Raw genomic sequence first — 23629 nt, forward strand, 5'->3', positions numbered from 1 at the left:
CAAATGACCCAAGACGAACTCAAAGCCCTGGTCGGCCAGGCAGCCCTTCAGTACGTGGCCCCCGGCGAAGTGGTGGGTGTTGGTACCGGTTCCACGGTCAACAAGTTCATCGATGCGCTGGCTGCCATCAAGGACAGCATCCCTGGGGCGGTGTCCAGTTCGGAGGCTTCGACGGCCCGACTCAAGGCGCTGGGCATTCCTGTGCTGGAGGCGTCTGCAGTCGAAGCGCTTTCGGTCTACATCGATGGTGCCGACGAGATCGATGCAAAAGGCTACATGGTCAAGGGCGGCGGCGCCGCACTGACGCGCGAGAAAATCGTGGCCGCAATGTCCAGGCGCTTCGTCTGCATTGCCGACGAGTCCAAGATGGTGCCGGTGCTTGGAGCGTTCCCGCTGCCAGTCGAGGTGATTCCGATGGCGGCTGCCCGTCTGGCACGCCAGTTTGAAGCGCTGGGCGGTTCTGCCAGGCTGCGCATCAAGGATGGCCAACCCCTGGTGACCGACAACGGCCAGCACATCCTGGATGTCACTGGTTTGAAGATCAGCGACCCGCTGGCCTTCGAGAGTGAGGTCAACCAGTGGCCTGGCGTCGTGACTGTCGGGGTGTTTGCTCACCAGAAAGCCAGCGTGTGCCTGCTGGGCACACCAGGCGGGGTTCGCACGCTGACGTTCTGATCAATGGAACCGGAGGGTGATGCCCCCCGGTTTCTCAGAAGCGGATGCCGCTGGGGTTGCTGGCCGGCGGCGTCACAGGGACTTCTGCAGGCGTGTCGGCGGCTGATTGGCCGGCAGGCGTTCTGGCGGCGGGAGCTGCAGGCGCGGCAGCCGGCTTGGCTTCGACCAGCGGGGTGGCCGCCTCGCGACGGTAGCTGGGGGGCAGCGTCGACTTTTTCGGATAGCCGGCCGCGTCGAGGTACTGCCCCCATTCCGTCGCCGAATAGCCCTTGAGCTGCTGTCCACCGATGGTCAGCAGCGGCAGACTGGTGGCGCCGCTCAGTCGCTTGAAGGCGGCCACGTCGTCGCTGCTGTTGACGGTTTTTTCCGCAAAGGGAATGCCTCGGGCGCTCAGGAAGTTGCGGCCGCTGTCGCAAGGTGCACAGTCGGCGCCCGAGTACAGGGTCACCGGGTAGCGACCAGCGGCCTGTCTTACCTCGGTTGGCAGGGTGGGTGTTGAGGATCCTGCAGAAGAAGCTGCGGCGCCAACCGGACGGGCGTTGGTCGCAGCCGGCGGTGGCTGGTCGGAATAGGTGACCTTGCCATCAGGGCCCACGATCCGGTACACCCCCTGGGCCGAGGCGAGCGGAGCGATCAGGGCGCTGATGAGGGCGGCGGCGGCCAGTTGGGCTACGGAGATGTTGGGGCGGCTCATGTCTTTTTGTCCTCAAAAAAGAGATCGGATGGCAGCGAGTGTCAGGCCATGCCCTGGTGGCGCAGCAGCGCCTCCAAGCCGGGTTCGCGGCCTCGGAAGGCCTTGAACGACTCCATGGCTGGGCGGCTTCCTCCCGCCTCGAGAATGGTTTCACGGTAGCGACGGCCGGTGGCCACGTCCAGTGTGCTGTGACCACTGGCGCGCGCAGCTTCCTCGAAGGCCGCGTAGGCGTCGGCTGAAAGCACTTCCGCCCATTTGTAGCTGTAATAGCCAGCGGAATAGCCGCCCGCAAAGATGTGGCTGAAGGTGTGCGGCGTGCGGCTGTAGGCCGGCGGCTGCAGCACCGCGACCTCATCGCGGACCTGCTCCAGCAGAGACAGGATGCCCTCGCCACTGGACACCGGGGCAGGCTGGCTGTGCAGCAGCATGTCGAACAGGGAGAACTCGACCTGACGCAGCGTCTGCAGCCCGCTCTGGAAGTTCTTGGCGGCCAGCATCTTGTCGAACAGCTCGCGCGGAAGTGGTGCGCCGGTGTCCACGTGCGACGTCATGTGCTTGAGAACATCCCATTCCCAGCAGAAGTTTTCCATGAACTGGCTGGGCAGTTCGACTGCGTCCCATTCGACACCGCTGATGCCAGACACGTCGCGTTCGTTGACGCGCGTGAGCATGTGGTGCAGTCCATGACCGAACTCGTGGAACAAGGTGATCACGTCATCATGCGTGAGCAGTGGGGGCTGCCGGACACCATTCACCTCGACACCCTCGGCAAAGTTGCAGACCAGGTGCGCCACAGGCGTCTGCACGCTGCCGTCGTCCGGCCGCAACCAGCGGGCGCGCACATCGTCCATCCAGGCGCCACCGCGCTTGCCATTGCGGGCCGCGGGGTCGAGGTAGAACTGTCCGACCAGCTCGACGCCGGCCGGTGTCTGGCGCTCGATGCGATAGAACTCCACCAGCGGGTGCCAGACCGGGGCGATGTCCCGGCGGATGCTGACCTCGAACAAGGTTTCAACGATCTGGAAAAGGCCCGCCAGCACCTTGGGCGCGGTGAAGTAGGGCTTGATCTCCTGGTCGCTGAAGGCGTAACGGGCTTCCTTGAGCTTTTCGCCGATGTAGGGCCAATCCCAGGGCTGCGGAGCGCTGATGCCCAGTTCCTGGGCGGCAAACTCCCGCAAATCCTTCACATCTTGCTCCGCGTAGGGACGGGCCTTACGGGCCAGGTCGCGCAGGAAACCGACCACCTGTTCGGGTGATTCCGCCATCTTCGGCACCAGGGAGACATCGGCAAAGTGGCGATGTCCCAGCAGTTGGGCCTCCTCATGGCGCAGCGCCAGCAGCTCGGCCATGATGGCCGTGTTGTCGAAGCGGGAGGCTTCGCCGTCGGCCTGATCGCTGGCGCGCGTCACATAGGCGCGATAGAGTTTTTCCCGCAACGCGCTGCTGCGGGCAAACTGCATCACAGGCAGGTAGCAGGGCATCTTGAGTGTGAGCTTGTGACCGGCCTGTCCTTCTGCCTGTGCTGCTGCGCGAGTGGCCTGCTGCACATCCGCTGGAACCCCTTCGAGGTCTTCCGGCGATACGTACAGATTGAACGAATCGGTCGCATCCAGCGCGTTTTCGCTGAATTTCTGGGCGAGTTCGGCCTGGCGTTCCTGCAACCAGGCGAACCGCTGCTTGGCTTCTCCCTGCAGCTCGGCGCCGCCTAGAACGAATCCGCGCATTGCATTGCGGTGGGCCTGAGCCTGTTCAGGGTTCAGTCTGGAGACTTCCATGGCCTTGTACTTGGCATACAAGCGCTCGTCGGCACCCAGCCGGGTCCAGAACTCGGTCACTAGGGGCAGTGCTTCGTTGTAGGCGGCCCGCAGCTCGGGAGTGTCGGCCACGCTGTTGAGGTGTCCTACGGCGCCCCATGCACGCGAAAGTCGCTCGGTGGAGACATCGAGCCGGGCGGACAAGGCGCTCCATTCCGCAGGAAACCCCGGCGCTGTGACTTCCTCCAGAGCTGCATCGGCTTCTTTCAACAGGGCATCGATGGCGGGCGCCACATGAAAGGGAGCAATGGCATCGAACCGGGGCAGTCCGGAGAAATCGAGCAGGGGGTTGTCGGCGGCGGTGTTCATGCGACTCAGTAGGGGCTCGGGACAGAAAGTTCAATGGCCCGGGCGTCTGGAGCCCGGTACACGGGATCAGCGTGCGCTCTTCTTGATGCTCTTCTTGAGCACCTTGGCCCGCTTGACTTGGCCTCCAGGCGTCAGGCGCTGGTTGCCCAGTACCCGAACCACCTTGACCTCGGGCTTCTGGCCTCCCCGCTTGCTGAACTTGAGCACCTTCACATCGCGTGGCCCGGGCATGCGGTCCTCATCAGCCACCTTTTGCTTTTCCGGGACCGGGCGCCACAGCACCAGCAGCTTGCCGATGTGCTGGATGGGGGCCGCATCCAGCTCGTCGGCCAGCGTCTGGAGCATGGCCTCGCGGGAAGAACGGTCGTCGCTGAATACTCGGATCTTGATCAGGCCATGAGCCTTGAGTGCTGCGTCGACCTCCTTTTTGACGGCGGCAGTCAGCCCGTCTCCGCCAACGAGAACGACGGGATCTAGATGGTGCGCCTCGGCGCGGTGCACCTTGCGCTGTGCGGGCGTGAGTTGGATCTGGGGCATGGGACAATTATCGTTTACACAGCGGCGGCTCACAGCCCCGGTTTCGCCATGGGCATGAAAGTCAGGACACAGAGCAAGAAGGTCAACAAGGCGTGGCTGAACGAGCACGTCAACGATCCCTATGTGCGTCTGGCCCAGAAAGAGGGCTACCGGGCGCGGGCGGCCTACAAGCTCAGGGAAATCGACGAAACCCTGGGGCTGATACGCCCGGGCGACGTGGTGGTCGATCTGGGCTCTGCGCCCGGTGCCTGGAGTCAGTACCTGCGGCGGCGCCTGAGCCCGGGCGGCGCGGCTGTCGGCGCGCTGCATGGACAGATCATCGCGCTGGACCTGCTGCCCATGGAGCCGATCGAAGGTGTGCACTTCATTCAGGGCGACTTTCGCGAGAGCGAAGTGTTGACAGCGCTCGAGCAGGCGCTGACTGATCGAGGGGTAAAGGCAGTCGATGTCGTGGTGTCTGACATGGCGCCGAATCTCTCGGGCATCGGGTCGGCAGACGCGGCGCGCATCGAGGATCTGGTGGGTTTGGCGGTGGACTTTGCCAGCCAGCACCTCAAACCCGAAGGGGCGTTGGTGGCCAAGCTTTTTCACGGTGGGGCCTACGACCCCCTCGTGGCGCTGTTTCGAAAGACCTTCAAGGTAGTCAAACCCTTCAAGCCCAAGGCGTCGAGGGACAAGTCCTCTGAAACCTTTTTGGTCGGTATGGGTCTCAAAACCCCGAGTTGATCAATAAATACTAACCATTTCATTGGCGTTGCCTCCCCAAATGTCAAGTCCTTGGTGGCTTGAAACACCTAAAATGACCTCAACATGCCAGTATCCGTTCTAGTCAGGAGCCGACCTTGAACAACCAGTGGTTCTCGAAGATTGCCGTGTGGATGGTGATCGCCATGGTGCTTTTCACCGTCTTCAAGCAATTCGATGGCCGCGCGACGGCCGGAGCCGGCTACGTCGGCTATTCCGAGTTTCTGGATCAGGTGAAGGCACAGCAGATCAAGCAAGCCACCATCCAGGAGGGCCAGGGCGGTACCGAAATCGTGGCGATCACGCACGACGATCGGCGCATCCGCACCACCGCGACCTATCTGGACCGCGGTCTGGTGGGTGACCTGATCAACAACAACGTCAAGTTCGACGTTCGCCCTCGTGAAGAGGGGTCGCTGCTCATGACGCTCCTGGTCAGTTGGGGGCCCATGTTGCTGCTGATCGGCGTGTGGATTTACTTCATGCGCCAGATGCAGGGCGGCGGCAAGGGCGGTGCCTTCAGCTTCGGGAAGAGCAAGGCCCGCATGCTCGACGAGAACAACAACACCGTGACCTTCGCCGATGTCGCCGGCTGCGACGAGGCCAAGGAAGAGGTCAAGGAGGTGGTCGACTTTCTCAAGGACCCCCAGAAGTTCCAGAAGCTTGGTGGTCGCATCCCGCGAGGTCTGCTGCTGGTCGGCCCTCCGGGCACCGGCAAGACACTGTTGGCCAAGGGCATCGCGGGCGAGGCCAAGGTGCCTTTCTTCAGCATCTCTGGTTCCGACTTCGTTGAGATGTTCGTCGGTGTCGGCGCTGCGCGTGTCCGCGACATGTTCGAGAACGCCAAGAAGAACGCGCCCTGCATCATCTTCATCGACGAAATTGACGCCGTGGGTCGCCAGCGTGGTGCGGGCCTGGGTGGTGGCAACGACGAACGCGAGCAGACCCTCAACCAGATGCTGGTCGAGATGGACGGTTTCGAGACCAACCTGGGCGTGATTGTTGTGGCAGCTACCAACCGTCCGGATATCCTGGATGCCGCCTTGTTGCGCCCGGGCCGCTTCGACCGACAGGTCTATGTGACGCTGCCCGACATCCGCGGCCGCGAGCAAATCTTGAATGTGCACATGCGCAAGGTGCCGCTGGGTACCGATGTGAACGCCAGCGTGATCGCTCGTGGTACGCCCGGCATGAGCGGCGCCGATCTGGCCAACCTCTGCAACGAGGCAGCCCTGATGGCCGCTCGCCGGAATGCGCGCGTGGTCGAGATGCAGGACTTCGAGAAGGCCAAGGACAAGATCTTCATGGGCCCCGAGCGCAAGAGCATGGTGATGCCGGAAGAAGAACGCAAGAACACCGCCTACCACGAGGCTGGCCACGCCCTGATCGGCAAGCTGCTGCCCAAGTGTGATCCGGTGCACAAGGTCACCATCATCCCGCGCGGCCGAGCGCTGGGTGTAACCATGAGCCTGCCGGCGCAGGACCGCTACAGCTACGACAAGGACTACATGCTCAATCAGATCAGCATGCTGTTTGGTGGCCGTATTGCTGAAGAGGTGTTCATGAACCAGATGACCACCGGCGCGTCCAACGATTTCGAGCGTGCCACCTCGATCGCTCGCGACATGGTGATGCGCTACGGCATGACCGACGCGCTGGGCCCGATGGTCTACGCCGAGAACGAGGGCGAGGTGTTCCTGGGCCGTTCGGTGACCAAGACCACCAACATGAGCGAGCAGACCATGCAGAAAGTGGATGCCGAGGTGCGCCGTATCATCGATGCGCAGTACAAGCTGGCGCGAGACCTCATTGAGGAGCACAGCGACAAGATGCACGCCATGGCAACGGCCTTGCTCGAGTGGGAAACCATCGATGCGGACCAAATCGACGACATCATGGCTGGCAAGCCGCCGCGTCCGCCCAAGGACTGGACGCCCCGCACGCCCTCGGCGGGTGGTGGTGGCAGCGGCGGGACGCCTGCCGTGACCACGGACACGGCGCCGACAGCCGCCTGAACCCGTCACCTGCCAATTCGTTCTTTCTGCGGGGCCCTTGGGCCCCGTTTTCGTTCAGCGAGTCTTTATGCAGTGGATCACCTCCCGCTTCGTCATTGACCTGAATTCGCCCAAGGTCATGGCCATCATCAACGTGACCCCTGACTCGTTTTCCGATGGAGGACAGCACGGCAGCACTTCTTCCGCACTGAAGCATTGCGAGCAGGTGCTCAAGGAGGGCGCTCACATCCTGGACATCGGAGGGGAGTCGACCCGGCCGGGCAGCCCAGCAGTTCCTCTGGAGGCCGAGCTCGAACGGGTCATTCCTGTTGTGCGAGAGGCTGTAAAGCTGGGGGCGCCGGTGTCCGTGGACACCTACAAGCCGGAAGTCATGCAATCGGTGCTGGACCTCGGCGCTGACATCGTGAACGACATATGGGCTCTGCGCCGGGAGGGCGCCGAAAGCGTGGTGTCCGGCCATCCTCGCTGCGGTGTGTGCCTGATGCACATGCACCGCGATCCGCAGACCATGCAGGTGGTGCCCATGCAAGGGAGGGTATTGACTCCTGTGCGGCAATTTCTGGTTGATCGGGCTGCAGCAATGGAGGCCAGGGGTGTAAGTCGAGAGAGGATCGTATTGGATCCCGGTATTGGTTTTGGCAAGTCCGTTCAGCAGAACTTCGAACTCCTGGCAAGCCAGTCCGAACTAGGGCTGCTGCCGTATCCGTGGCTCGTGGGTTGGTCCCGCAAGTCGTCGCTGGGTGCCGTTACTGGGAGGACTAGCCCTGCTGAGCGTGTTTCTGCCAGCGTGGCGGCTGCAGTACTTGCTGTGGAGCGCGGTGCATCCGTGGTGCGTGTCCACGATGTCAGGGACACGGTCGATGGTTTGGCTGTTTGGCGGACCATGAGCGCACCGCTCGGCGCATCCTGAAGTCGCAACAAAGTGTGTATCCCACGCTTTGGGGGCGAAACCAACTAGTACGCAAGTTACAATGCGCGCCTGCCAAAAACACATTCAGGAGGAAGTGGCAGCAGGTCTGACGCAAACGCGAAACAGCGTCGTCAGGCGTGCCGGCCCGCGCAGCTGTCATGCTGGATTGTCCGGATCTCGCGGTACCCAGGGAGGTGATGCAGCACGTCGTGCACGTGGAGTCGTCCCGCAACCCGTTCGCCATCGGGGTGGTGGGTGGGTACCTTGCGCGCCAACCCAGGAACCTTGAAGAAGCGCTGGCCACCGTGCGCCAGCTCAAGGAAGAGGGCTACAACTTTTCCGTTGGCATCTCCCAGGTCAATCGCTACAACCTAGCGAAGTACGGCCTCAAAACATACGAGCAAGCCTTCGAAGTCTGCCCCAATCTGCAAGCAGGCTCACGCATCCTTAGAGAGTGTTACGACCGGGCCCAGGACTGGGGCAAGGCGTTCAGTTGTTACTACTCCGGCAACTTCGCCACCGGCTTTCGGCACGGCTACGTGCAAAAGGTGTTTGCGTCCATGCGCCGAGCGAGTACGGACTCTGCATCGGCCAGTCCGATACGCATCATTCCCAACGGAGCTGGAGTTCGTAAGTCCTTGCGCCAAGACGATGTGCCTATAGCCAGGCAGGAGGCTTCTCGCGATATGGGGGGCTCTGGCATGAGTACCGCGGAGAACCGGTTGGCGGTTCCTGTTCCAGGGCCTGGGGCTGTGATACCTCAGGTGGCGGTTGACCAGATCGATAGCAACAAGGTCGCCATCGGGCACATACCAACCCAACTGGTTGGAGTCAACGGTGATCCCTATCAGACCAAGCAGTTGCCCGCACGGCAACCACTACCAACCGTGTCCGGCACTGCACTACCCCTTCCGGATCCACTTCTGACTCCGGAATCGTCGCGGGACACTACCCCTGCTATGCCTTCGCGAGTGGGCTTGTCTCGTATCACTTCCCCTCGAAAGGGTGGCCCCATCGTTCATGGTGAGAGCCAGGGATCGGTCGCAAGCCCGGCGGCGTCTCCATCCCATCCCAGTGGAGGTGTTGGAAAAGTGTTTGGCGACTCGTCTGATCAATCATTTGTTTTTTAAAGGAGGAAGTATGAAGAGTTTTTCAGATTTCAAAATTAAGTCGAGTTTTGAGCATCAGCTGTTGGTCGCTTTGTTGTTCGGAGTTGCTCTGGTGGCGATAAGTCCGGATGCGTCAGCGCAGACCTTTGCGGATGCGTGCAACAAGGTGACCGGATTTTTTGCACGATTCGAGACAATTCTTCGCGTAGCCTCTATCTCCATTGTGACGATTGCTGTGGTTTTTGCGGGCTATCAAATTGCATTTGCCCATAAGAGGTTGTCAGATGTGGCACCAGTTCTGATCGGCGGTTTGTTGATTGGTGGGGCTGCAACCATTGCAGGATGGTTTGTCGGGGATTTGCAGGAAGGTCGCGTAGGTGGCGACAACTACGTTGCTGACTGCAGCGCTGGAGATGAAGGCTAGGATGGCATTGGCCGATGCCTGAGCTGGATTCAGCTATGCACAAGGATGTTCTATTTCGGGGCTGCACCCGCCCCCCCATGATTTTGGGGGTTCCGTATGTCCCGTTTCTGGTCGGAGCGGGGCTCCCCCTGCTGCTGGCGATGTACATCTCGCTCTACATTTTGCTGTTAATTCCATTGGCGATATTCATTATGCGAATGATGGCAAAGCGGGATGAGATGATGTTTCGCCTGGTTGGCTTGCATCTGGTGTTCCGCTTTTTGCCTCGCAATGTTGGTCAATATGGAGGGTCTTGGGCGTTCGGGCCGGCTGGCAAGGCGGAGCGTAGGAAATTGATGGCGCCTTACCAATAAATCTGGTTGTCGCCAGGCTTGGTTGTTCCGAGTAACAAACTGCTTTCGCCCATGTCGCTCTTTTCTCCCGACGCTGACTACAGCAACTTCATCCCGTTCAGTACTCACGTGGACACCCACGTGGTGAAGTCGCGGGAGGGTGACTACATGGTCACCTGGCTGCTCAGCGGTTTTCCTTTTGTTGGACGTGAGGACTGGGAGCTTGAGCACCGCCACAAGGCATTCAACAACCTGCTTCAAAGTCTGCGTGCGCCGGATTTCGAGAACGTGGCGTTCTGGGCTCACGACATCCGGCGTCGCCGGCCCATCAAGGCCGAGGCGCGCTTTCCGCACAAGTTCAGCCAAGAGCTGCACGACAAATACATCGAACGCCTCTCTAGCAAGCGGTTGATGCAAAACGAGCTATACCTCACGATGGTGTACCGACCCGTGGTCAGCGGGAAGAGGTTTGCAGCGATCGCACGCGACATCGAGGTCCTGCGCAAGGAGGAGAAGGCTTACCTCGAGAAAATCTACGAGTTGGTGGGCAACGTCGAAGCTCTGCTGCAAGACTATTCACCTTATCGCCTGGGGCTTTACGAGAGCACGCACAAGCAGGTGTTCTCCGAGAACCTCGAGTTCTTCGGCTACCTGATCAACCACGTGGATGAACCTGCTCCAGTCTTGCCGGCGCCCATCTACAACTACCTGCCAACGAGCAAGCACCTGTTCTCGACTGGGAGCGGTGATTTCGCCATTCGTACTGCCAACGGCGACAACTATTTCGGTGCCATCCTCAATATCAAGGAGTACGCCGATAGCTCCTGGCCGGGCATCCTCAATGGTCTGAAGTACCTCGAGTTCGAGTACATCGTCACCCACTCCTTCACCCCCATGAGCCGGTACGACTCCATGAAGGCTTTGGAGCGTACGAAGGGCGCCATGCTTTCGTCTGAAGACAAGGCGGTGAGCCAGATCGTGGAACTGGACTTCGCCATGGACCAGCTCGCCTCGGGCAATTTCGTGCTCGGCCAGTACCACTTCAACATGGCCATCTTCGCGAGCAGCCAGGAAGAGCTGTACAGCCACGTGGCCCAGGCCCGTGCCCAGCTCTCGGGCGCCAGCTTCGTGACGGTGAAAGAAGATGTTGCCGTGCCCGCGGCTTTCTATGCGCAGTTGCCCTGCAACTGGCGCTTCCGCCCGCGCATTGCCAACCTCAGTTCGCTGAATTTCCTGGGTCTTAGCCCGCTGCACAACTTCGCCACCGGCAAGCCCAACTTCAATCCATGGGGCCCCTCTGTCAGTATCCTGCAGACGCTGAACAATCAGGCCTACCATTTCAACTTTCACGCCACCAAGCCCCACGAGTACTCGCTGGGCGAGAAGGCCATCGCCAACACCATGGTGATCGGCAAGTCCGGCACCGGAAAGACCGCGCTCATCAACTTCCTGCTGGCGCAGGTGCAGAAGATCGAGCCGGAGCCGACGATCTTCTTCTTTGACAAAGACCGAGGCGCCGAGATCTTCATCCGGGCCTGTGGTGGTCGCTACTTCACTCTGGAAAAGGGGCGGCCGACCGGCTTCAACCCTTTGCAGTGCGACAACACGCCGGAGAACGAACAGTTCCTGATCGAGCTGATCGAAACCCTGTGCGGCAAGGAGAAATACAGCGCCTCCGAGCAGGAAGACATGATCCGCGCCGTCCGTGCGATTCTGGACACGCCGGTGCATCTGCGCACCATGACCAACCTTCAGAAGAGCCTGCCCAACATGGGCGAGAACAGCCTCTTCGAGTGCATCTCGGTCTGGTGCCAGGGCGGGCCGTTTGCCTGGGTGTTCGACAACCCCAAAGACAACATCGACTTCTCAGGCTCCAACATCATCGGTTTCGACTACACCGAAGTCATCGAGGACGCAAAGACCCGCGAGCCGATCATCCAGTACCTGTTGCACCGGATGGAGAGTCTGATCGATGGCCGACCTTTCATCTACGTGATGGACGAGTTCTGGAAGGTGCTGGAAGGCAAGGGTGGCCTCAAGGACTTTGCCAAGAACAAGCAGAAGACCATCCGGAAGCAGAATGGCCTGGGCATCTTCGCCACCCAGAGCCCGCAGGATGCGCTCAACAGCGATATCTCGGCCGCGCTCATCGAGCAGACCGCGACACTGATCCTTCTGCCCAATCCCAACGCCGACCCCAAGGACTACCTCGACGGTCTCAAGCTCACCCGGGCCGAGTTCGAATTGGTGGTGGGGCTGGACGAGCGCAGCCGGTGCTTCCTCGTCAAGCAGGGCCACAACGCCGTGTTGTGCCAACTCAATCTCAATGGCATGGACGACGAGCTCGCCGTCCTCTCTGGCTCTTCGGACAACGTGGAGATCCTGACCGCTCTGCTGGCCGAGCACCCGACGCCGCACTTGCCCGACACCTGGCTGCCCGAATTCCACCTGCGACGCAAAGGGCTGCGCACCCAGCGCAAGGCGCTCATGGCCAACAGCAACGAGTTTCTCAGGCACGCGCCAACGGCCGATCTGGAGGAGGGCAGCGAAGCATCGCTGGTCAGGTAGCCGAATACCCAAGGGAGCAGAAACAACAATGAAACCAATCAGAACATCCAAAGCAACCGCCTTGCGCATGCTCGCAGCACTTGTTTTGGCGGGCGCCCCGCTGGCTGCTTCGGCGACTGCGGGACAGTCCAGGTGCGGAGGCCTGGCCCCCGAAGGCACGTCCACTGGGGGAGCCTTCTTTGACAACGACCTTCCTGCCGGGCAGGACGTGTTCTCCTTCTGTGCCTTCGGCTACCCGCCTCACTGCTGGGTGGGGGTGAACCCCATCGCCGGCACCTGGAAGATCGTCAACCAGTACTGCTTCAACCCCAAGTGGACCAGCAAGTACGAGCAGGTCTGCCCGCATGGTCGTCGCCCGGGCACCTGGAAGAGCCCGGGCAAGATGCCCTTCGACTACAAGGGCAAGGCCGGCGCGCCGGATGGGCTGGAGGAGTGCCAGCACCTGATGGAAGAGTGACGGCGGCTTGCACCAAGAACAACAGACAGGAGGAAAACCAATGAACACATCCACTAGGGCCTTGCGGGCCCTCGGCACGCTGGGGGCTGCCCTTATGCTGGCCACCGCCGCTCACGCAGTCAATCTGCCCAAGCCGCCCAGCCCACCGAAGCCTGGGGAGCTGCCTGAAATTCCCGACACCCAGGTCCTCGACAAGCTGCCCGAGGGCACGGAAATGCCCGAACCCGGACAGGCCGGCGTGGTGGTTTCCTGCCTGCAAAAGGGCAACATGGACATCACACGCCCCAGCCTGCCACTGCTCAGTTGCTGGGAGAGCGAGACCAACGGCAGCGATGACGTGGAGGCCTTGAACAAGGCCTGCACGGTGCAGATGACGCCGATGAAGATCGACTCGACCCTTGTGCCCAAGTGCCCGCCCAAGGCGCTGGGCACCTGCATCGGCGCCAAGAGCGGTGGCGCTGCCGACAGCGAAAAGTCCACATCCAACCACTACCACTACACGCCGCAGACCTTGTTCGAGTGGCGCAAGAGCAAGAAGAACTGCGAGGCCTCGGGTGGCAAGTGGTACGGCCTGGGAAACAAGTCGCGCCTTTTCTGATGGGGCTTCCCCCTTTGACGCACCGACGTTTATTCAAGGAGTGAATGGCATGAACAGCAATGAAGGTAACGCAGTGATGAATCGTGTGTCCTACGGGGTCGCACTGAAACTAATTCTGTCTGGTGTCTTGGTCGGCGGCTTGTCGGCCTGCGGTGGAGGTGGTGGGGGTGGGAGTTCTGATGATGTGGATTTGCGCGCGGCCTATGACCGGATTAACCAGAAATGTATGACGTATTCAGACGTGGAAAAGGCAGTTGGCAGATCACCAGATGAAGCGCCACATAGTGGTCGGAGAAATTGGTACTCTGGCAACCAGCAGCTTTTTGTCACTTTTGCCGAGCGAGATCCGAAGCCAGCAGTAGTCAACGCCGTGTCATGGAACGAGGTGCCAGGTAGTGAGCTCGTAAAGGGCTTTGAAGTCGAGTGTGGCGATCTATGAAGAATCTTATTTATTTTTGCATGTTGGTTATTCCGAGTCTCTCAGGGGCTCAATGGGCTGTCTATGATGATCAAGTGTTGAAAGAGATTCGGAAGATCAATAATGTTGGTGGTAGAGGCATTGATAAACTGAAAGACTTTGAAAAATTCGAAAACCTCGATGTTGACTTCTCCAGGCTAGCATCTTTGACGGAGGCGGAAAAAGCTAAGTACCTTGGTACAAAGGAAGATTGTGGAGACGAAAAGCTCAATGCCAAGCACTTCGAGGCCTGCCAGGGGTTGCGCAATTTGAGGATTCAAACGCTTAAGCAGAGTCAGAGCGTTCTGCATGTGCTGGATGATAGGCGCAAAGCGATTGACAAACTGATTGCTGATGCAAGAAATAACACCAATCAGGAATCGGGCATCATGCAGCGCTACCACTTCGAACTGCAGGGGTTGCATGTTCAGATGCAATCCGACGCTTTCAAACTGCAGGTTCTGATGGACGGCTACAAGCAGCGCGAAAAAGCCTACGAGATGCAAATGGCTGAGGCGCGCCGGGTGTCAGACACCCGGCCCAACTCGCTCATCAACCTCGGTCCGGTGCCTTTCGTGCCGCCGCCGAGATAACAGGGTGCTTGGATTGAACCTATTTCCAGAGTTTTCACATGCCCTGTAGTACCGCTGCGCTTCCAGCATTTCTGGTGACCGCCCTCACTGGCTTGGACAACCGGTACGTTGCTATGGTCAACGACGCCGTGTTCGTCTGCAGTGTTCGCGAGTACCTGATTGACGACATGTTGATCGGTACCTATCGCGAACTGGTGGCAGCCAAGCTGGGCACTGCGTTGGCCTATATGTCCACCGTGCTCATGACCATCTGGGTGGCCTATCAGGGGTTCATGATCATTTCCGGGGCCAATCGCCAGCCCATTCTGGGGTTGGCCTACAAGACGGGAAAAATGGTGCTGATCCTGTCGCTGGTTGCACTCGTGGCACGGAACTCGCCAGTGATCGCTGACACAGTGCTCGATTTTCAGGAGCTGGTCACAGCGATCGTGGTAGACGACGAGACCGATGTCTACCGCACGATCGACATCAACCTAGCGCTGGCCCAGGTGTTCAATGCCCTGATTGATGGCTTTGTCGGGGGCGCTCAGGCGAACGCGGAGGGCAAGTCTCTGACCCAGATGGCCGGTCTGATCGGGCAAAGTGGCCCGGCAATGCTGGTGTCGGTGATGGCCATCATGGCCGAGATCTCCATCACGCTGGCCATCATGCTGGCGCCCTTGTTCCTGTTTTTCCTGCTGTTCCAGCAGACCGCGGCCATGTTCTGGAGCTGGGCGAAGTTCCTGCTCGGAACGATGTTTTCGCTGGCGGTGCTGGCCCTGGTCTCCGGCATCCTGCTGAAGATGATGATGATGTACGGGGCCACGGTGCTTGCCGGCTTCTTCCTCAATGCCTCAGCTATGGGCAGTGTGGTGTCGGTGGATGTCGGTGGCAGTGCGATGCGTATGGCCATGCTCGGAGCGCTGTCGACTGCGCTTCTGGTGATGATTCCACCGTTGATCATGCAGTTCTTCAACTCCGGTGCCTCTTTTGCAGCCGGCGCCATGATGGGGGCCATGGGCGGTGGGGCGGCCGCTGGCGGTGTGGTGGGCTTGGCCCAGGCCATGGGCGGGCAGCAGCAGCCGGCGGGTGTCGGCGGTTCGTCTGGCGGCTCAGGGGCGCGCCTTGAGTCTTCCCGGGGCGGTTCGGATGCCGCAGGTGAAAGTGTCTCAACCCGCAATACCCAGATGGCTCTTCAACGCACCGGTGTTTTCGGGTCGGCAGGCGCCAGCGAACGCCTGTCTTATGGCCCATCTTCCGCGCCCGGTAGTCTGGGCGTGGCCAGCCGGGCATCCGAATCCCAGGGTTTGGCGTTTGTCCGGCAGAAGCTGGGCAGCGACGAGTTCCGCAACCCAGGGAACGCTTCTTCGCACAGACCGGTTGAAGGTGAGCGCGCGATGAGTACACCGGTGCAGCCCCCGGTGGCCGACCTGACCTACGACGCGGCACGGGGAATATACGTCGGCGCTGGCACCGAGGAGGCGTTGGCCAACGGCGCTGGCAAGGGAGGGCGGCTGACGGTTTCTCAGGGCGTGGGCCATGCCTCCGTTGACCGTGGCGACCACCGCCCTGTGGCGGCGAGCCATGGAGCCCCGGCAAGACCTGAACTTCCTTTCGGCGCGCCTGCAGACAAGCCCGTGAGGAAGAGTTGACGAATGCCGATTCGAACTGACCAATGAGTGACTACGAGATGACCAATACAAGCACGAACAAGGGACGGATGACTCGTTTGATGGGGGCCTTGCTGCTGGCAGGTTTGCTGCAAGCCTGCGCAGCGCCCAAGCCCGTCGACATTTCCGACAACTGGAAGCCGGTGAACACGCTGGCAGCCAAGCCGCAAGAGATTCCGCTCAAGGAGGAAAACGAGCTGCCGCGGTTCCAGATGCTGCCGACCGATGCCACGCTGCGCCACATGCTGGAACGCTGGGCCAAGGAGAACGGGGGGGCGCTGGACTGGCAGTACCCCAGCGACCTGACCCTGGTGTCGGGCCTGGAGTCGATCAAGGACAACAACCTGCAGCGCGCCCTCAACGCGGTGAGGCGCAACTACGCGGCGCAGAAGCTGCGCATCCAGGTGTCGGCCAGCCGGTCGATGCTGGTCACCAAGATGCCTTGAGGACGGTATGGCTTTGTTCAAGCGCGAGGTGTCCGAGGCCTCGCAGGAAATTCTCAAAAAGTCGATGGACTTCGAGTCCAACGTCATCTCGATGGTCAAGCGCAGCGAGCGCAGGGCATGGATCGTGGCCATCTGTTCCATGGTGCTGACCCTGATGCTGGGCGGGGCGATTGCCTACATGCTGCCGCTCAAGGAAAAGGTTCCTTACCTGGTGACGGTGGATCTCAAGCGCAGCACCAGCACCGTGTCGCCGTTGCGCGACAACGTTGCGGCCACGGGCATCTATGCCAGCGAGGCGCTCAACCGCAGCCATGTCGCCCGCTTCGTGCAGGCGCGCGAGGGCTACGACTACGACACCATCAACGAGCACGACTGGGAGTACGTGGCGGCGATGTCCAACGACCAGGTCAAGGGCCTGTTCGTGCAGCAGTTCGACGGCACAGCCAACAGCCCCGAGAAGAAGTGGGGCCGAAACACCGCGATCCGCGTGAAGGTCAACAGCATCGTGTTCAACGGGCTGGACGAGGAGCGTGGTGCACGGCCCACCGGAGCCACGGTGCGCTTCGAGAAGTGGAAGTTCGACAAGACCAACGGGCGCAGCGAGTACCTCAGCAGCCACGTGGCCACGATGAGCTACGAATACAAGACCAACCTGAAGATGAGCGACCACCTGCGGCTGCGCAATCCGCTGGGGTTCCAGGTGACCTCGTTCCGGGTGGACGACGAGTTCAACGCGCCGGTGTTCAAGGCCGGCCAGCCGGACAAGGGCGTCCCGCTGCTGACCGAGGACGAAGGTGTGATGCACCGCGGCGCCGACGCGCCGGATGCGCCGGCGGCCGTGGTACCCGCCAATGCACAGCAGCCTGTACAGCCTTCGCTGTCCGCACTGCCCGGAGCACCGGCGACACCGTCTCCGGGTCAGTAGTCGCCAGAACCCACCGGTACACGGGCGCAACTCGGTGGTTGCGCCCCCATTGAATCTGAAATGACAGGGAGTAGACGAGCATGACTCATCGATTGCGAAACTTCAGCGCCATGGCGGTTCTGGCGCTCACGGCCAGCCTCTGGGCGGGCAGCGCCGGCGCGCAGGAGGTGCGCGAAGTGCCGTATCAGCGCGACCAGGTGGTGCGCGTGAACACTGGGCTGGGCATTGCCACCCAGATCGAGATCAGCGCGCAGGAGCAGGTCAAGGACTTCGGCACCGGCTTCAGCGATGGCTGGGAGCTGGTGCGGCGCGACAACATCTTCTACATCCGGCCCAAGAACGTGGATGTGGACACCAACATGTACATCCGCACCAACATGCGTTCGTACCTGCTGGACCTGCGCGTGTCGGCCACCAAGTGGAAGACGTTGGAGGAGGCCAAGAACGCGGGTGTGTTCTACAAGATCCGCTTCGTTTACGGCAACGAAGAGCCGGACAAGGCCAGTCCGCTGGCCGCTACGAATGCGGTGCTGTCGCCGTCGGCGGCGGCGCTCAATTCGCAGAGCAACTACCACCTGAACTACGACTACTCGGCAGTCAGCGATGTGTCGACCATTGTGCCCACGCGTGTGTACGACAACGGGCAGTTCACCTACATCCACCTGCCGCCGATGGCGAACTTCCCCGCCGTTTTCGGGCGCAACGAGCGCAACGGCGAGGAGTTTCTGGTGAACACCAAGAGCGAGAAGAACGTGATGGTGGTGCTGGGTGTCTATCCGTTTCTGGTGATGCGGCTGGGCAATGACGTGGTGGGACTCAGGAGGAACCAATGAGCATGCAATTTCCCCAAGGCGGCGGACAGGGCCCGGTGCTGTCCGACAACATGCCCAAGTTGTCGGCGGGGCTGACGCGCGGCGTAAACAAGACGGCGGTGGCGTACATCGTGCTGGTGTCGCTGGCCACCATCGGCATGACCCTGTGGGTCGCGAGCAATGCGTTCTCAGCCGACGACGACAAGAAGAAACAAGTGACCTATGAAGAGGTCACCGTGCCGAGCAAGCCGAAGCTCGCCGTGCTGCCGCCGCCACCGCCGGCAGAGGTGGTGGCCAAGGCGGACGTGCCGCCGCTGCCCACCGAGATGCCCCAGATGGCCGAGGCCCAGGCGCCCAAGGACGATCTGATGCAGCGCCGCATGGCCAGCGAGAACAACCTGGTGGCGACCCAGGACAAGGGTAAGAAGAACCAGCTGTTCGAAGACGAGTACTCGTCGGTCAAGCGCGGCGCGGTGGAGGCTCTGGCCAACGCCGACTTCACGCTGACCCGCGGCACCTACATCCGTTGCTCGCTCGAAACCAAGATCGTCTCGACCCTGCCCGGCATGACCTCGTGCATCGTCACCGAGCCCATCTACTCGGTCAACGGGCGCCGGCTGCTGATCGACAAGGGTTCGAAGGTCACCGGCGAATACAAGTACGCCGACGAGAACTACGACCGCATCGGCATCGTCTGGACCCGGGTGCTCACCACCACGGGCCTGGATGTGCGCATCGACAGCAACGGCACAGACGCCCTTGGCGGCGCCGGGGTGCCTGGCCACTACGACGGCCACTGGGGCGAGCGCATCGGTGCGGCGCTGCTGGTCAGCCTGCTGGCCGATGGCATCGATGCCGGCGCGCAGAAGTTCGCGAACGAGAACAACATCCGCGGCAGCACCACGGTGACGGGGGCTGGCGGTGTCGGTGTGGTCTCCATCGACCCCTGGGAGTCGGCCACCGCGGCCACGGCCAAGAAGGCTGCCACCGACATGCTGGCGCGTTCGGCCAACCGCAAGGCGACGGTGACGGTGCTCAACGGCACGGTGATCAACATCTTCACCGCCCGGGACGTGGACTTCTCGAGCGTGATGCGGTGACCGGTGGTGGTGTCTGACATGTCAGAGAGTGGCGGCGCGGAACAGATCGCGAACATCTCCACGGAGTTTCTGGAGTACCAGTACCACGTCCTGGGCATCACCTCGTTCCTGAACGATCCGCGGGTCACCGAGATCTGCATCAACCGGCCGGGCGAGGTGTTTTTGGAGACGGTCAAGGGCTGGGAGCGCATCGATGTGCCCGGGCTGACGTTCGAGCGGGCGCGCCAGTTCTGCACCACGGTGGTCAACGAGAGCAAGACTGGGCAGCGCATCACGGCCGTGGACCCGGTGGTGTCGCTGACCTTTCCCACCGGGCAGCGCGCGCAGTTCGTGCTGCCGCCAGCGGTGCCGGCGGACCACGTGTCGATCACGATCCGCCTGCCCTCGCGCTACACCAAGACGCTGAACCAGTACCAGGAGGACGGCTTTTTTGCCCGGATTCTGGAGGGTTCCGACAGCGTCAGCGAGATGGACGAGGAGTTGCTGGCGCTCAAGCGGTCCCGCAACTACCACGACTTCTTCAGCAAGGCCGTGTTCTACAAGAAGAACATCGTCGTGTCGGGCGCCACCGGCAGTGGCAAGACGACGTTCATGAAGTCGCTGGTGACGCACATACCGGAGGACGAGCGGCTCATCACCATCGAGGATGCGCGCGAGCTGTTCATCGAACAGCCCAACCGCGTGCACCTGATCTATTCGAGGGGCGGGCAGGGCACGGCCAACGTCACGGCCAAGGGCTGCATGGAGGCCTGTCTGCGGATGAAACCCGACCGCATCATCCTGGCCGAAATCCGGGGCGACGAATCGTTCTACTACATCCGCAACTGCGCCTCGGGCCATCCGGGCTCCATCACCAGCTGCCATGCCGGCAGCACGAGCCAGACCTGGGACCAGATGGCACTGATGGTCAAGGCTTCGCCCGAGGGCTCTGGCCTGGATTTCGACGAAATCAAGCGCCTGCTGATGCTCACCATCGACATCGTGGTGCACATCAAGGCCCACGCCGGCCAGCGCTACATCACCGGCATCGACTTCGATCCCCAGCGCAAGCTTGCGCTGGAGTCATGACATTCAAGGAGGACAACATGAAACATCGTCAGGTTCTGGCGGCGGCCTTTGTCGGGTTCTGTGCCGTCGCTGCGCATGGCACCACCACGCCGACGCCGGGCATCACACCGGTCGACATGCGGGGGCTGTGGTTCCTGAAGAATGAGGAGGGCGCCGCCAAATGCGCCGCCTACCTCGGGCGCAAGCCGGTGGAGCCCGATCCGGGCGCGCTGGTGATCGACGAACGCCAGCTGCAGCAGTGGGCGGAGAACACCCAGACCACCATGTACTTCGTGACCGATGTGCAGCCGCGCCGCGTCAACACCTGGCGCATGCAGGCCCTGGTCGATGTGCCGCCCTACGACAGGCCCAAGACGCTGGAGACCTATGTCTTCGAGCTGCGGCAGGACGAGCTGCTCTGGTCCCGCCGCCGGGGCTCCGACTCACTGGATGAACCCGTGGACACCACGGTGTTTGCGCGCTGCGGCTACTGAGGTCTGAGAAAACAAGGGAGTGAGGACATGAAGAGTGTTTTGAGAAGCGCCAGCAGCCTTGCGCTGCTGCTGTCCCTGGCGGCTTGTGCCCCGTTGTCCCTGGATTTCCTGCGTCCGCAGGCCCAGGGTCTCGACACCATGACCCAGAAGATCGGGCCGGAGGCGCCGGAGCTTGCGTTCAGCTTCGAGTTCGACGACAAGGCCGACGCGGCCGAGGGCGAGGTGGGGTCGGGCTACATCGTGGTGACGCAGGACGGCAAGGAGCTGCAGGCGCTTCCGCACGCTTTCGAGATGCCGCGCGACCGGCTGGACGCTGGCGGATGGCTGCAGTTCAGGGACTTCAATGGCGACGGGCTGCTGGACTTCAAGGTCACGCGCTTGTACGCCATGGACGGCAAGCTGCCGGTGGACAGCCTGTACCAGTTCGATCCGAAAACCGGGCGCTATGCGCAGATTGATCTGGTGTCCAACGCAGGCGAGATACAGCCTTCGGCACCGAACTGCGTGTCGTTGAAGGTGGCCGGCGCCTCGGGGAGCCCGAAGGTGGAGAGCCACTGCTATGTGGCTACCAGCGGGCGCTGGGTGCGCGGCACGCCGGCGGCGGCGCGGCGCGGGGCAGCACCCGACCGGGTGGATGCGGTGTGCGACAGCGGGGCGCCCGAGCTGGTGGCCTGCCGCCGCGCGCGCATCGAGCAGGACAAGGCCCTGCTGACCCTCGTGCGCGATTACCGGGCGGGCCGTATGCAGTCGCTGCAGGCCGAGCACGGCAAGAGCTACGCGCAGTCCTATGCGCGCCACCAGGACCTGGACCACAGCCGCTGGCGCGAATACCGCGATGCCCGCTGCGCGACGCAATCCCGTGAGCAGGCGGTGCCCATCAAGGCGCTGCCCGCCTCGGTCGAGCTGTGCCGGTACGAGTGGGCCCGCGACCAGCTGCGGCGCTACAAGGAGCAGATGGCGCGCCTGGGCGAAGTCAAGGGCGCCAAGGTCCGGCAATGAGGCGTTTTCTTGGCTGGGGTGTGCTGGTGCTGCTGTTGTTGGCACTGGTGGCGGGAGCCTATCTCAGCGGATGGCTGATGGCCTGGCGTTTGGGCCTGCCTCTGGAGCGCATCGGCGCGTTTGACTACTGGCGCTACCTGGCCGCTTACGCCGATTCCCCCAGGCATGGCCCGGTGATCAAGAGCAGCGGCCTGGTGGGATTTGGTGTGCCCTTGCTGGCGCTGGCCGCGCTGGTGCTTGCCGTGTTGTTGCGCCGGAAGCCGAGCCTCTACGGCGAGGCCCGCTTCGCCACCATGGCCGACCTGCGGTCGCGCAAGATGCTCCGGGCCGAGGACACCGCGCTGGTGGTGGGCAAGAAGGACGGGCAGTTTGTCTACTTCAATGGCCAGCAGTTCGCCCTGCTGGCCGCGCCCACGCGCTCGGGCAAGGGCGTGGGTATCGTCATTCCCAATCTGCTGAGCTACCAGGGCTCGGTGGTGGTGCTGGACATCAAGCAGGAGAACTTCGATCTGACCAGCGGTTTCCGCGCGCGCTACGGGCAGTCTGTCTACCTGTTCAACCCCTTCGCCGAAGACCGGCGCACGCACCGCTGGAACCCGCTGTCCTACGTCTCGCGCGATCCGGCGTTTCGCATCAGCGACGTGCAGAGCATCGCGGCCATGCTGTACCCGGTGTCCGACCTGCACAAGGACCCGTTCTGGGCCAACCAGGCACAGAACGCCTTTGTCGCCTTCGCCCTCTACGCGTTCGAGCAGGCGGCCTACCTGGCCGAGCAGTACGGCGCACCGTTCGATGAACCGACCATGGGCGGGCTGTACCGGCTGGCCTCGGGCCGGCCAGGGCAGGAGTTCAAGGCCTACCTGGCCGAGCTGGCGGCCTGGCCGCACCTCAGCCCCAGTGCCCGCACCGCGTTCTCCACGTTGCTGGGGCAAGCCAACGAGACCTTTGCCAGCATCATGGGCACTTTCAAGGAGCCGATGAACCCCTGGCTCAACCCGGTGGTGGACGCCGCCACCAGCGGCAACGACTTCGACCTGCGCGACGTGCGCAAGAAGAAGATGAGCATCTATGTGGCGATTCAGCCCAACAAGCTGGCCGAGAGCCGCCTGATCCTCAACCTGTTCTTCAGCCAGCTGATCAACCAGAACACACGCGAGTTGCCGCAGGCCAATCCGGAACTGAAACACCAGTGCCTGCTGCTGATGGACGAGTTCACCAGCATCGGCCGCGTCGACATCATCGCCAGCGCCGTCAGCTTTATGGCCGGCTACAACCTGCGCCTGATGCCCATCATCCAGAGCATGGCGCAGCTGGAGTCGACCTACGGCAAGGAGAACGCGCGCACCATCATGACCAACCACGCTCTGCGCATCATCTTCGCGCCGCGCGAGCAGCAGGACGCCAACGAATACAGCGAGATGCTGGGCTACACCGGCATGCGCAAGGACAGCGTGAGCCGCAGCCGCTCGCGCGAGAGCAGCTACACCCGCAGCGAGAGCGAGGAGCGCCGGGCGCTGATGCTGCCGCAGGAGCTCAAGGCCATGGGGGACGACAAACAGATCCTGCTGGTCGAGGGCATGGCGCATCCAGTGATGTCGGACAAGATCCGGTATTTCAAGGAGACGGCTTTCAAGGACCGGCTGCTGCCCAAGGTCGAGGTGCCGCTGCTGGCTCTGGCGACCGACCCGCCGCTGGTGGCCGCTTCCGCGACTTCCCTTGTGCCGCTGTCCGAGGTCGCACCGGTCGAGCTGCCGGAAGCGGTGCCGAGCGTCCAGGAGTCGCTGGCCCGGCAGATGGACGCCGACCGCAGCAAGGTGGCGAGCCCGCCGGCCGAGTACACCGGACTGGCGGGTATCGGCGGGGAGATTGATGCGATGCTTGCGCACCTGGAGCGCTGAGGCGCACGACAGTGGACAGTGCT

At 61.9% G+C, this 23629-nt stretch carries 24 protein-coding genes; 21 read left to right on the top strand and 3 right to left on the bottom strand.

The window, feature by feature from the left end; genetic code table 11:
• Positions 1-3 precede the first annotated feature (3 nt).
• A complete protein-coding gene (rpiA, locus tag ACFOPI_RS19960) occupies positions 4-675 on the top strand; it encodes a ribose-5-phosphate isomerase RpiA (RefSeq protein WP_382177830.1) in 672 nt (223 codons plus the stop codon).
• 34 nt (positions 676-709) lie between these two features.
• Here rpiA and ACFOPI_RS19965 read toward each other — a convergent pair whose 3' ends face one another.
• From ACFOPI_RS19965 to ACFOPI_RS19975, 3 genes are all read right to left on the bottom strand, one after another.
• Complete coding sequence (locus ACFOPI_RS19965; protein ID WP_382177832.1) at positions 710-1369, bottom strand: glutaredoxin family protein; 660 nt, start codon at positions 1367-1369, stop codon at positions 710-712.
• A gap of 41 nt (positions 1370-1410) precedes the next feature.
• Positions 1411-3492, bottom strand: coding sequence for a M3 family metallopeptidase (locus ACFOPI_RS19970; RefSeq protein ID WP_382177835.1), 2082 nt, complete (start codon positions 3490-3492; stop codon positions 1411-1413).
• Between the two features lie 66 nt (positions 3493-3558).
• Positions 3559-4029, bottom strand: a complete 471-nt coding sequence (locus ACFOPI_RS19975; RefSeq protein WP_382177838.1) for a YhbY family RNA-binding protein — start codon at positions 4027-4029, stop codon at positions 3559-3561.
• A gap of 54 nt (positions 4030-4083) precedes the next feature.
• Between ACFOPI_RS19975 and ACFOPI_RS19980 the strand changes: the two genes are divergently transcribed.
• The 20 genes from ACFOPI_RS19980 (at position 4084) to ACFOPI_RS20075 (ending at position 23606) form a co-directional block, all read left to right on the top strand.
• On the top strand, positions 4084-4755 hold the full coding sequence (locus ACFOPI_RS19980; protein WP_382178757.1) for an RlmE family RNA methyltransferase: 672 nt from the start codon (positions 4084-4086) through the stop codon (positions 4753-4755).
• Positions 4756-4871: 116 nt separating this feature from the next.
• On the top strand, positions 4872-6788 hold the full coding sequence (gene ftsH, locus ACFOPI_RS19985) for an ATP-dependent zinc metalloprotease FtsH (RefSeq protein WP_382177841.1): 1917 nt from the start codon (positions 4872-4874) through the stop codon (positions 6786-6788).
• A gap of 67 nt (positions 6789-6855) precedes the next feature.
• On the top strand, positions 6856-7698 hold the full coding sequence (folP, locus tag ACFOPI_RS19990) for a dihydropteroate synthase (RefSeq protein ID WP_382177843.1): 843 nt from the start codon (positions 6856-6858) through the stop codon (positions 7696-7698).
• A gap of 158 nt (positions 7699-7856) precedes the next feature.
• On the top strand, positions 7857-8828 hold the full coding sequence (locus ACFOPI_RS19995; RefSeq protein WP_382177845.1) for a lytic transglycosylase domain-containing protein: 972 nt from the start codon (positions 7857-7859) through the stop codon (positions 8826-8828).
• A 10-nt stretch (positions 8829-8838) separates the two neighbouring features.
• A complete protein-coding gene (locus ACFOPI_RS20000) occupies positions 8839-9231 on the top strand; it encodes a TrbC/VirB2 family protein (RefSeq protein WP_382177847.1) in 393 nt (130 codons plus the stop codon).
• A gap of 14 nt (positions 9232-9245) precedes the next feature.
• Entirely contained in the window at positions 9246-9584 is a 339-nt protein-coding gene (locus ACFOPI_RS20005) for a type IV secretion system protein VirB3 (RefSeq protein ID WP_382177849.1), read from the top strand.
• Between the two features lie 51 nt (positions 9585-9635).
• Entirely contained in the window at positions 9636-12131 is a 2496-nt protein-coding gene (locus ACFOPI_RS20010; RefSeq protein ID WP_382177852.1) for a VirB4 family type IV secretion/conjugal transfer ATPase, read from the top strand.
• 208 nt (positions 12132-12339) lie between these two features.
• Entirely contained in the window at positions 12340-12588 is a 249-nt protein-coding gene (locus ACFOPI_RS20015) for a hypothetical protein (RefSeq protein ID WP_066259922.1), read from the top strand.
• Between the two features lie 40 nt (positions 12589-12628).
• The gene (locus tag ACFOPI_RS20020) at positions 12629-13186 is read left to right on the top strand and encodes a hypothetical protein (protein WP_382177855.1); all 558 of its coding nucleotides are present in this window, start codon (positions 12629-12631) and stop codon (positions 13184-13186) included.
• A gap of 49 nt (positions 13187-13235) precedes the next feature.
• Positions 13236-13625, top strand: a complete 390-nt coding sequence (locus ACFOPI_RS20025; RefSeq protein WP_382177858.1) for a hypothetical protein — start codon at positions 13236-13238, stop codon at positions 13623-13625.
• Positions 13622-14236 (top strand): hypothetical protein, encoded by a 615-nt coding sequence (locus tag ACFOPI_RS20030; protein ID WP_382177861.1) that lies wholly within the window; start codon positions 13622-13624, stop codon positions 14234-14236. Before ACFOPI_RS20025 ends, ACFOPI_RS20030 begins: the two co-directional genes overlap by 4 nt.
• A gap of 113 nt (positions 14237-14349) precedes the next feature.
• Positions 14350-15867: a type IV secretion system protein gene (locus tag ACFOPI_RS20035; protein WP_382177864.1), complete on the top strand. Its 1518-nt coding sequence runs from the start codon at positions 14350-14352 to the stop codon at positions 15865-15867.
• A 68-nt stretch (positions 15868-15935) separates the two neighbouring features.
• Positions 15936-16331 (top strand): TcpQ domain-containing protein, encoded by a 396-nt coding sequence (locus tag ACFOPI_RS20040; RefSeq protein WP_382177867.1) that lies wholly within the window; start codon positions 15936-15938, stop codon positions 16329-16331.
• Positions 16332-16338: 7 nt separating this feature from the next.
• Complete coding sequence (locus ACFOPI_RS20045; RefSeq protein ID WP_382177869.1) at positions 16339-17256, top strand: virB8 family protein; 918 nt, start codon at positions 16339-16341, stop codon at positions 17254-17256.
• Positions 17257-17336: 80 nt separating this feature from the next.
• On the top strand, positions 17337-18089 hold the full coding sequence (locus ACFOPI_RS20050; protein ID WP_382177872.1) for a TrbG/VirB9 family P-type conjugative transfer protein: 753 nt from the start codon (positions 17337-17339) through the stop codon (positions 18087-18089).
• Between the two features lie 2 nt (positions 18090-18091).
• Positions 18092-19168: a TrbI/VirB10 family protein gene (locus ACFOPI_RS20055; RefSeq protein WP_382177875.1), complete on the top strand. Its 1077-nt coding sequence runs from the start codon at positions 18092-18094 to the stop codon at positions 19166-19168.
• Positions 19169-19186: 18 nt separating this feature from the next.
• The gene (virB11, locus tag ACFOPI_RS20060) at positions 19187-20236 is read left to right on the top strand and encodes a P-type DNA transfer ATPase VirB11 (RefSeq protein ID WP_382177878.1); all 1050 of its coding nucleotides are present in this window, start codon (positions 19187-19189) and stop codon (positions 20234-20236) included.
• 17 nt (positions 20237-20253) lie between these two features.
• Positions 20254-20709 carry a hypothetical protein gene (locus ACFOPI_RS20065; RefSeq protein WP_382177881.1) on the top strand — a complete coding sequence of 152 codons (456 nt, stop codon included), beginning with the start codon at positions 20254-20256 and terminating at the stop codon, positions 20707-20709.
• A gap of 27 nt (positions 20710-20736) precedes the next feature.
• The gene (locus ACFOPI_RS20070) at positions 20737-21708 is read left to right on the top strand and encodes a hypothetical protein (RefSeq protein WP_382177884.1); all 972 of its coding nucleotides are present in this window, start codon (positions 20737-20739) and stop codon (positions 21706-21708) included.
• On the top strand, positions 21705-23606 hold the full coding sequence (locus tag ACFOPI_RS20075; RefSeq protein ID WP_382177887.1) for a type IV secretory system conjugative DNA transfer family protein: 1902 nt from the start codon (positions 21705-21707) through the stop codon (positions 23604-23606). Before ACFOPI_RS20070 ends, ACFOPI_RS20075 begins: the two co-directional genes overlap by 4 nt.
• The last annotated feature ends 23 nt before the right edge of the window (positions 23607-23629 follow it).

The sequence above is a fragment of the Hydrogenophaga luteola genome, from assembly GCF_042648585.1.
GTDB lineage: Bacteria > Pseudomonadota > Gammaproteobacteria > Burkholderiales > Burkholderiaceae_C > Hydrogenophaga > Hydrogenophaga luteola.

Bases quoted from the DNA above. Each gene is read 5' to 3' on its own strand.
- ACFOPI_RS19995 (WP_382177845.1), top strand. From the start codon at position 7,857: ATGCTGGATTGTCCGGATCTCGCGGTACCCAGGGAGGTGATGCAGCAC.
- ACFOPI_RS20025 (WP_382177858.1), top strand. From the start codon at position 13,236: ATGAACAGCAATGAAGGTAACGCAGTGATGAATCGTGTGTCCTACGGG.
- virB11 (WP_382177878.1), top strand. From the start codon at position 19,187: ATGTCAGAGAGTGGCGGCGCGGAACAGATCGCGAACATCTCCACGGAG.
- ACFOPI_RS20020 (WP_382177855.1), top strand. From the start codon at position 12,629: ATGAACACATCCACTAGGGCCTTGCGGGCCCTCGGCACGCTGGGGGCT.
- ACFOPI_RS19965 (WP_382177832.1), bottom strand. From the start codon at position 1,369: ATGAGCCGCCCCAACATCTCCGTAGCCCAACTGGCCGCCGCCGCCCTC.
- rpiA (WP_382177830.1), top strand. From the start codon at position 4: ATGACCCAAGACGAACTCAAAGCCCTGGTCGGCCAGGCAGCCCTTCAG.
- ACFOPI_RS20040 (WP_382177867.1), top strand. From the start codon at position 15,936: ATGACTCGTTTGATGGGGGCCTTGCTGCTGGCAGGTTTGCTGCAAGCC.
- ACFOPI_RS19970 (WP_382177835.1), bottom strand. From the start codon at position 3,492: ATGAACACCGCCGCCGACAACCCCCTGCTCGATTTCTCCGGACTGCCC.
- ACFOPI_RS20070 (WP_382177884.1), top strand. From the start codon at position 20,737: ATGAAGAGTGTTTTGAGAAGCGCCAGCAGCCTTGCGCTGCTGCTGTCC.
- ACFOPI_RS20075 (WP_382177887.1), top strand. From the start codon at position 21,705: ATGAGGCGTTTTCTTGGCTGGGGTGTGCTGGTGCTGCTGTTGTTGGCA.
- ACFOPI_RS19975 (WP_382177838.1), bottom strand. From the start codon at position 4,029: ATGCCCCAGATCCAACTCACGCCCGCACAGCGCAAGGTGCACCGCGCC.
- ACFOPI_RS20000 (WP_382177847.1), top strand. From the start codon at position 8,839: ATGAAGAGTTTTTCAGATTTCAAAATTAAGTCGAGTTTTGAGCATCAG.
- ACFOPI_RS20010 (WP_382177852.1), top strand. From the start codon at position 9,636: ATGTCGCTCTTTTCTCCCGACGCTGACTACAGCAACTTCATCCCGTTC.
- ACFOPI_RS19980 (WP_382178757.1), top strand. From the start codon at position 4,084: ATGAAAGTCAGGACACAGAGCAAGAAGGTCAACAAGGCGTGGCTGAAC.
- ACFOPI_RS20050 (WP_382177872.1), top strand. From the start codon at position 17,337: ATGACTCATCGATTGCGAAACTTCAGCGCCATGGCGGTTCTGGCGCTC.
- folP (WP_382177843.1), top strand. From the start codon at position 6,856: ATGCAGTGGATCACCTCCCGCTTCGTCATTGACCTGAATTCGCCCAAG.
- ACFOPI_RS20030 (WP_382177861.1), top strand. From the start codon at position 13,622: ATGAAGAATCTTATTTATTTTTGCATGTTGGTTATTCCGAGTCTCTCA.
- ACFOPI_RS20035 (WP_382177864.1), top strand. From the start codon at position 14,350: ATGGTCAACGACGCCGTGTTCGTCTGCAGTGTTCGCGAGTACCTGATT.
- ACFOPI_RS20065 (WP_382177881.1), top strand. From the start codon at position 20,254: ATGAAACATCGTCAGGTTCTGGCGGCGGCCTTTGTCGGGTTCTGTGCC.
- ACFOPI_RS20005 (WP_382177849.1), top strand. From the start codon at position 9,246: ATGCCTGAGCTGGATTCAGCTATGCACAAGGATGTTCTATTTCGGGGC.
- ACFOPI_RS20045 (WP_382177869.1), top strand. From the start codon at position 16,339: ATGGCTTTGTTCAAGCGCGAGGTGTCCGAGGCCTCGCAGGAAATTCTC.
- ACFOPI_RS20055 (WP_382177875.1), top strand. From the start codon at position 18,092: ATGCAATTTCCCCAAGGCGGCGGACAGGGCCCGGTGCTGTCCGACAAC.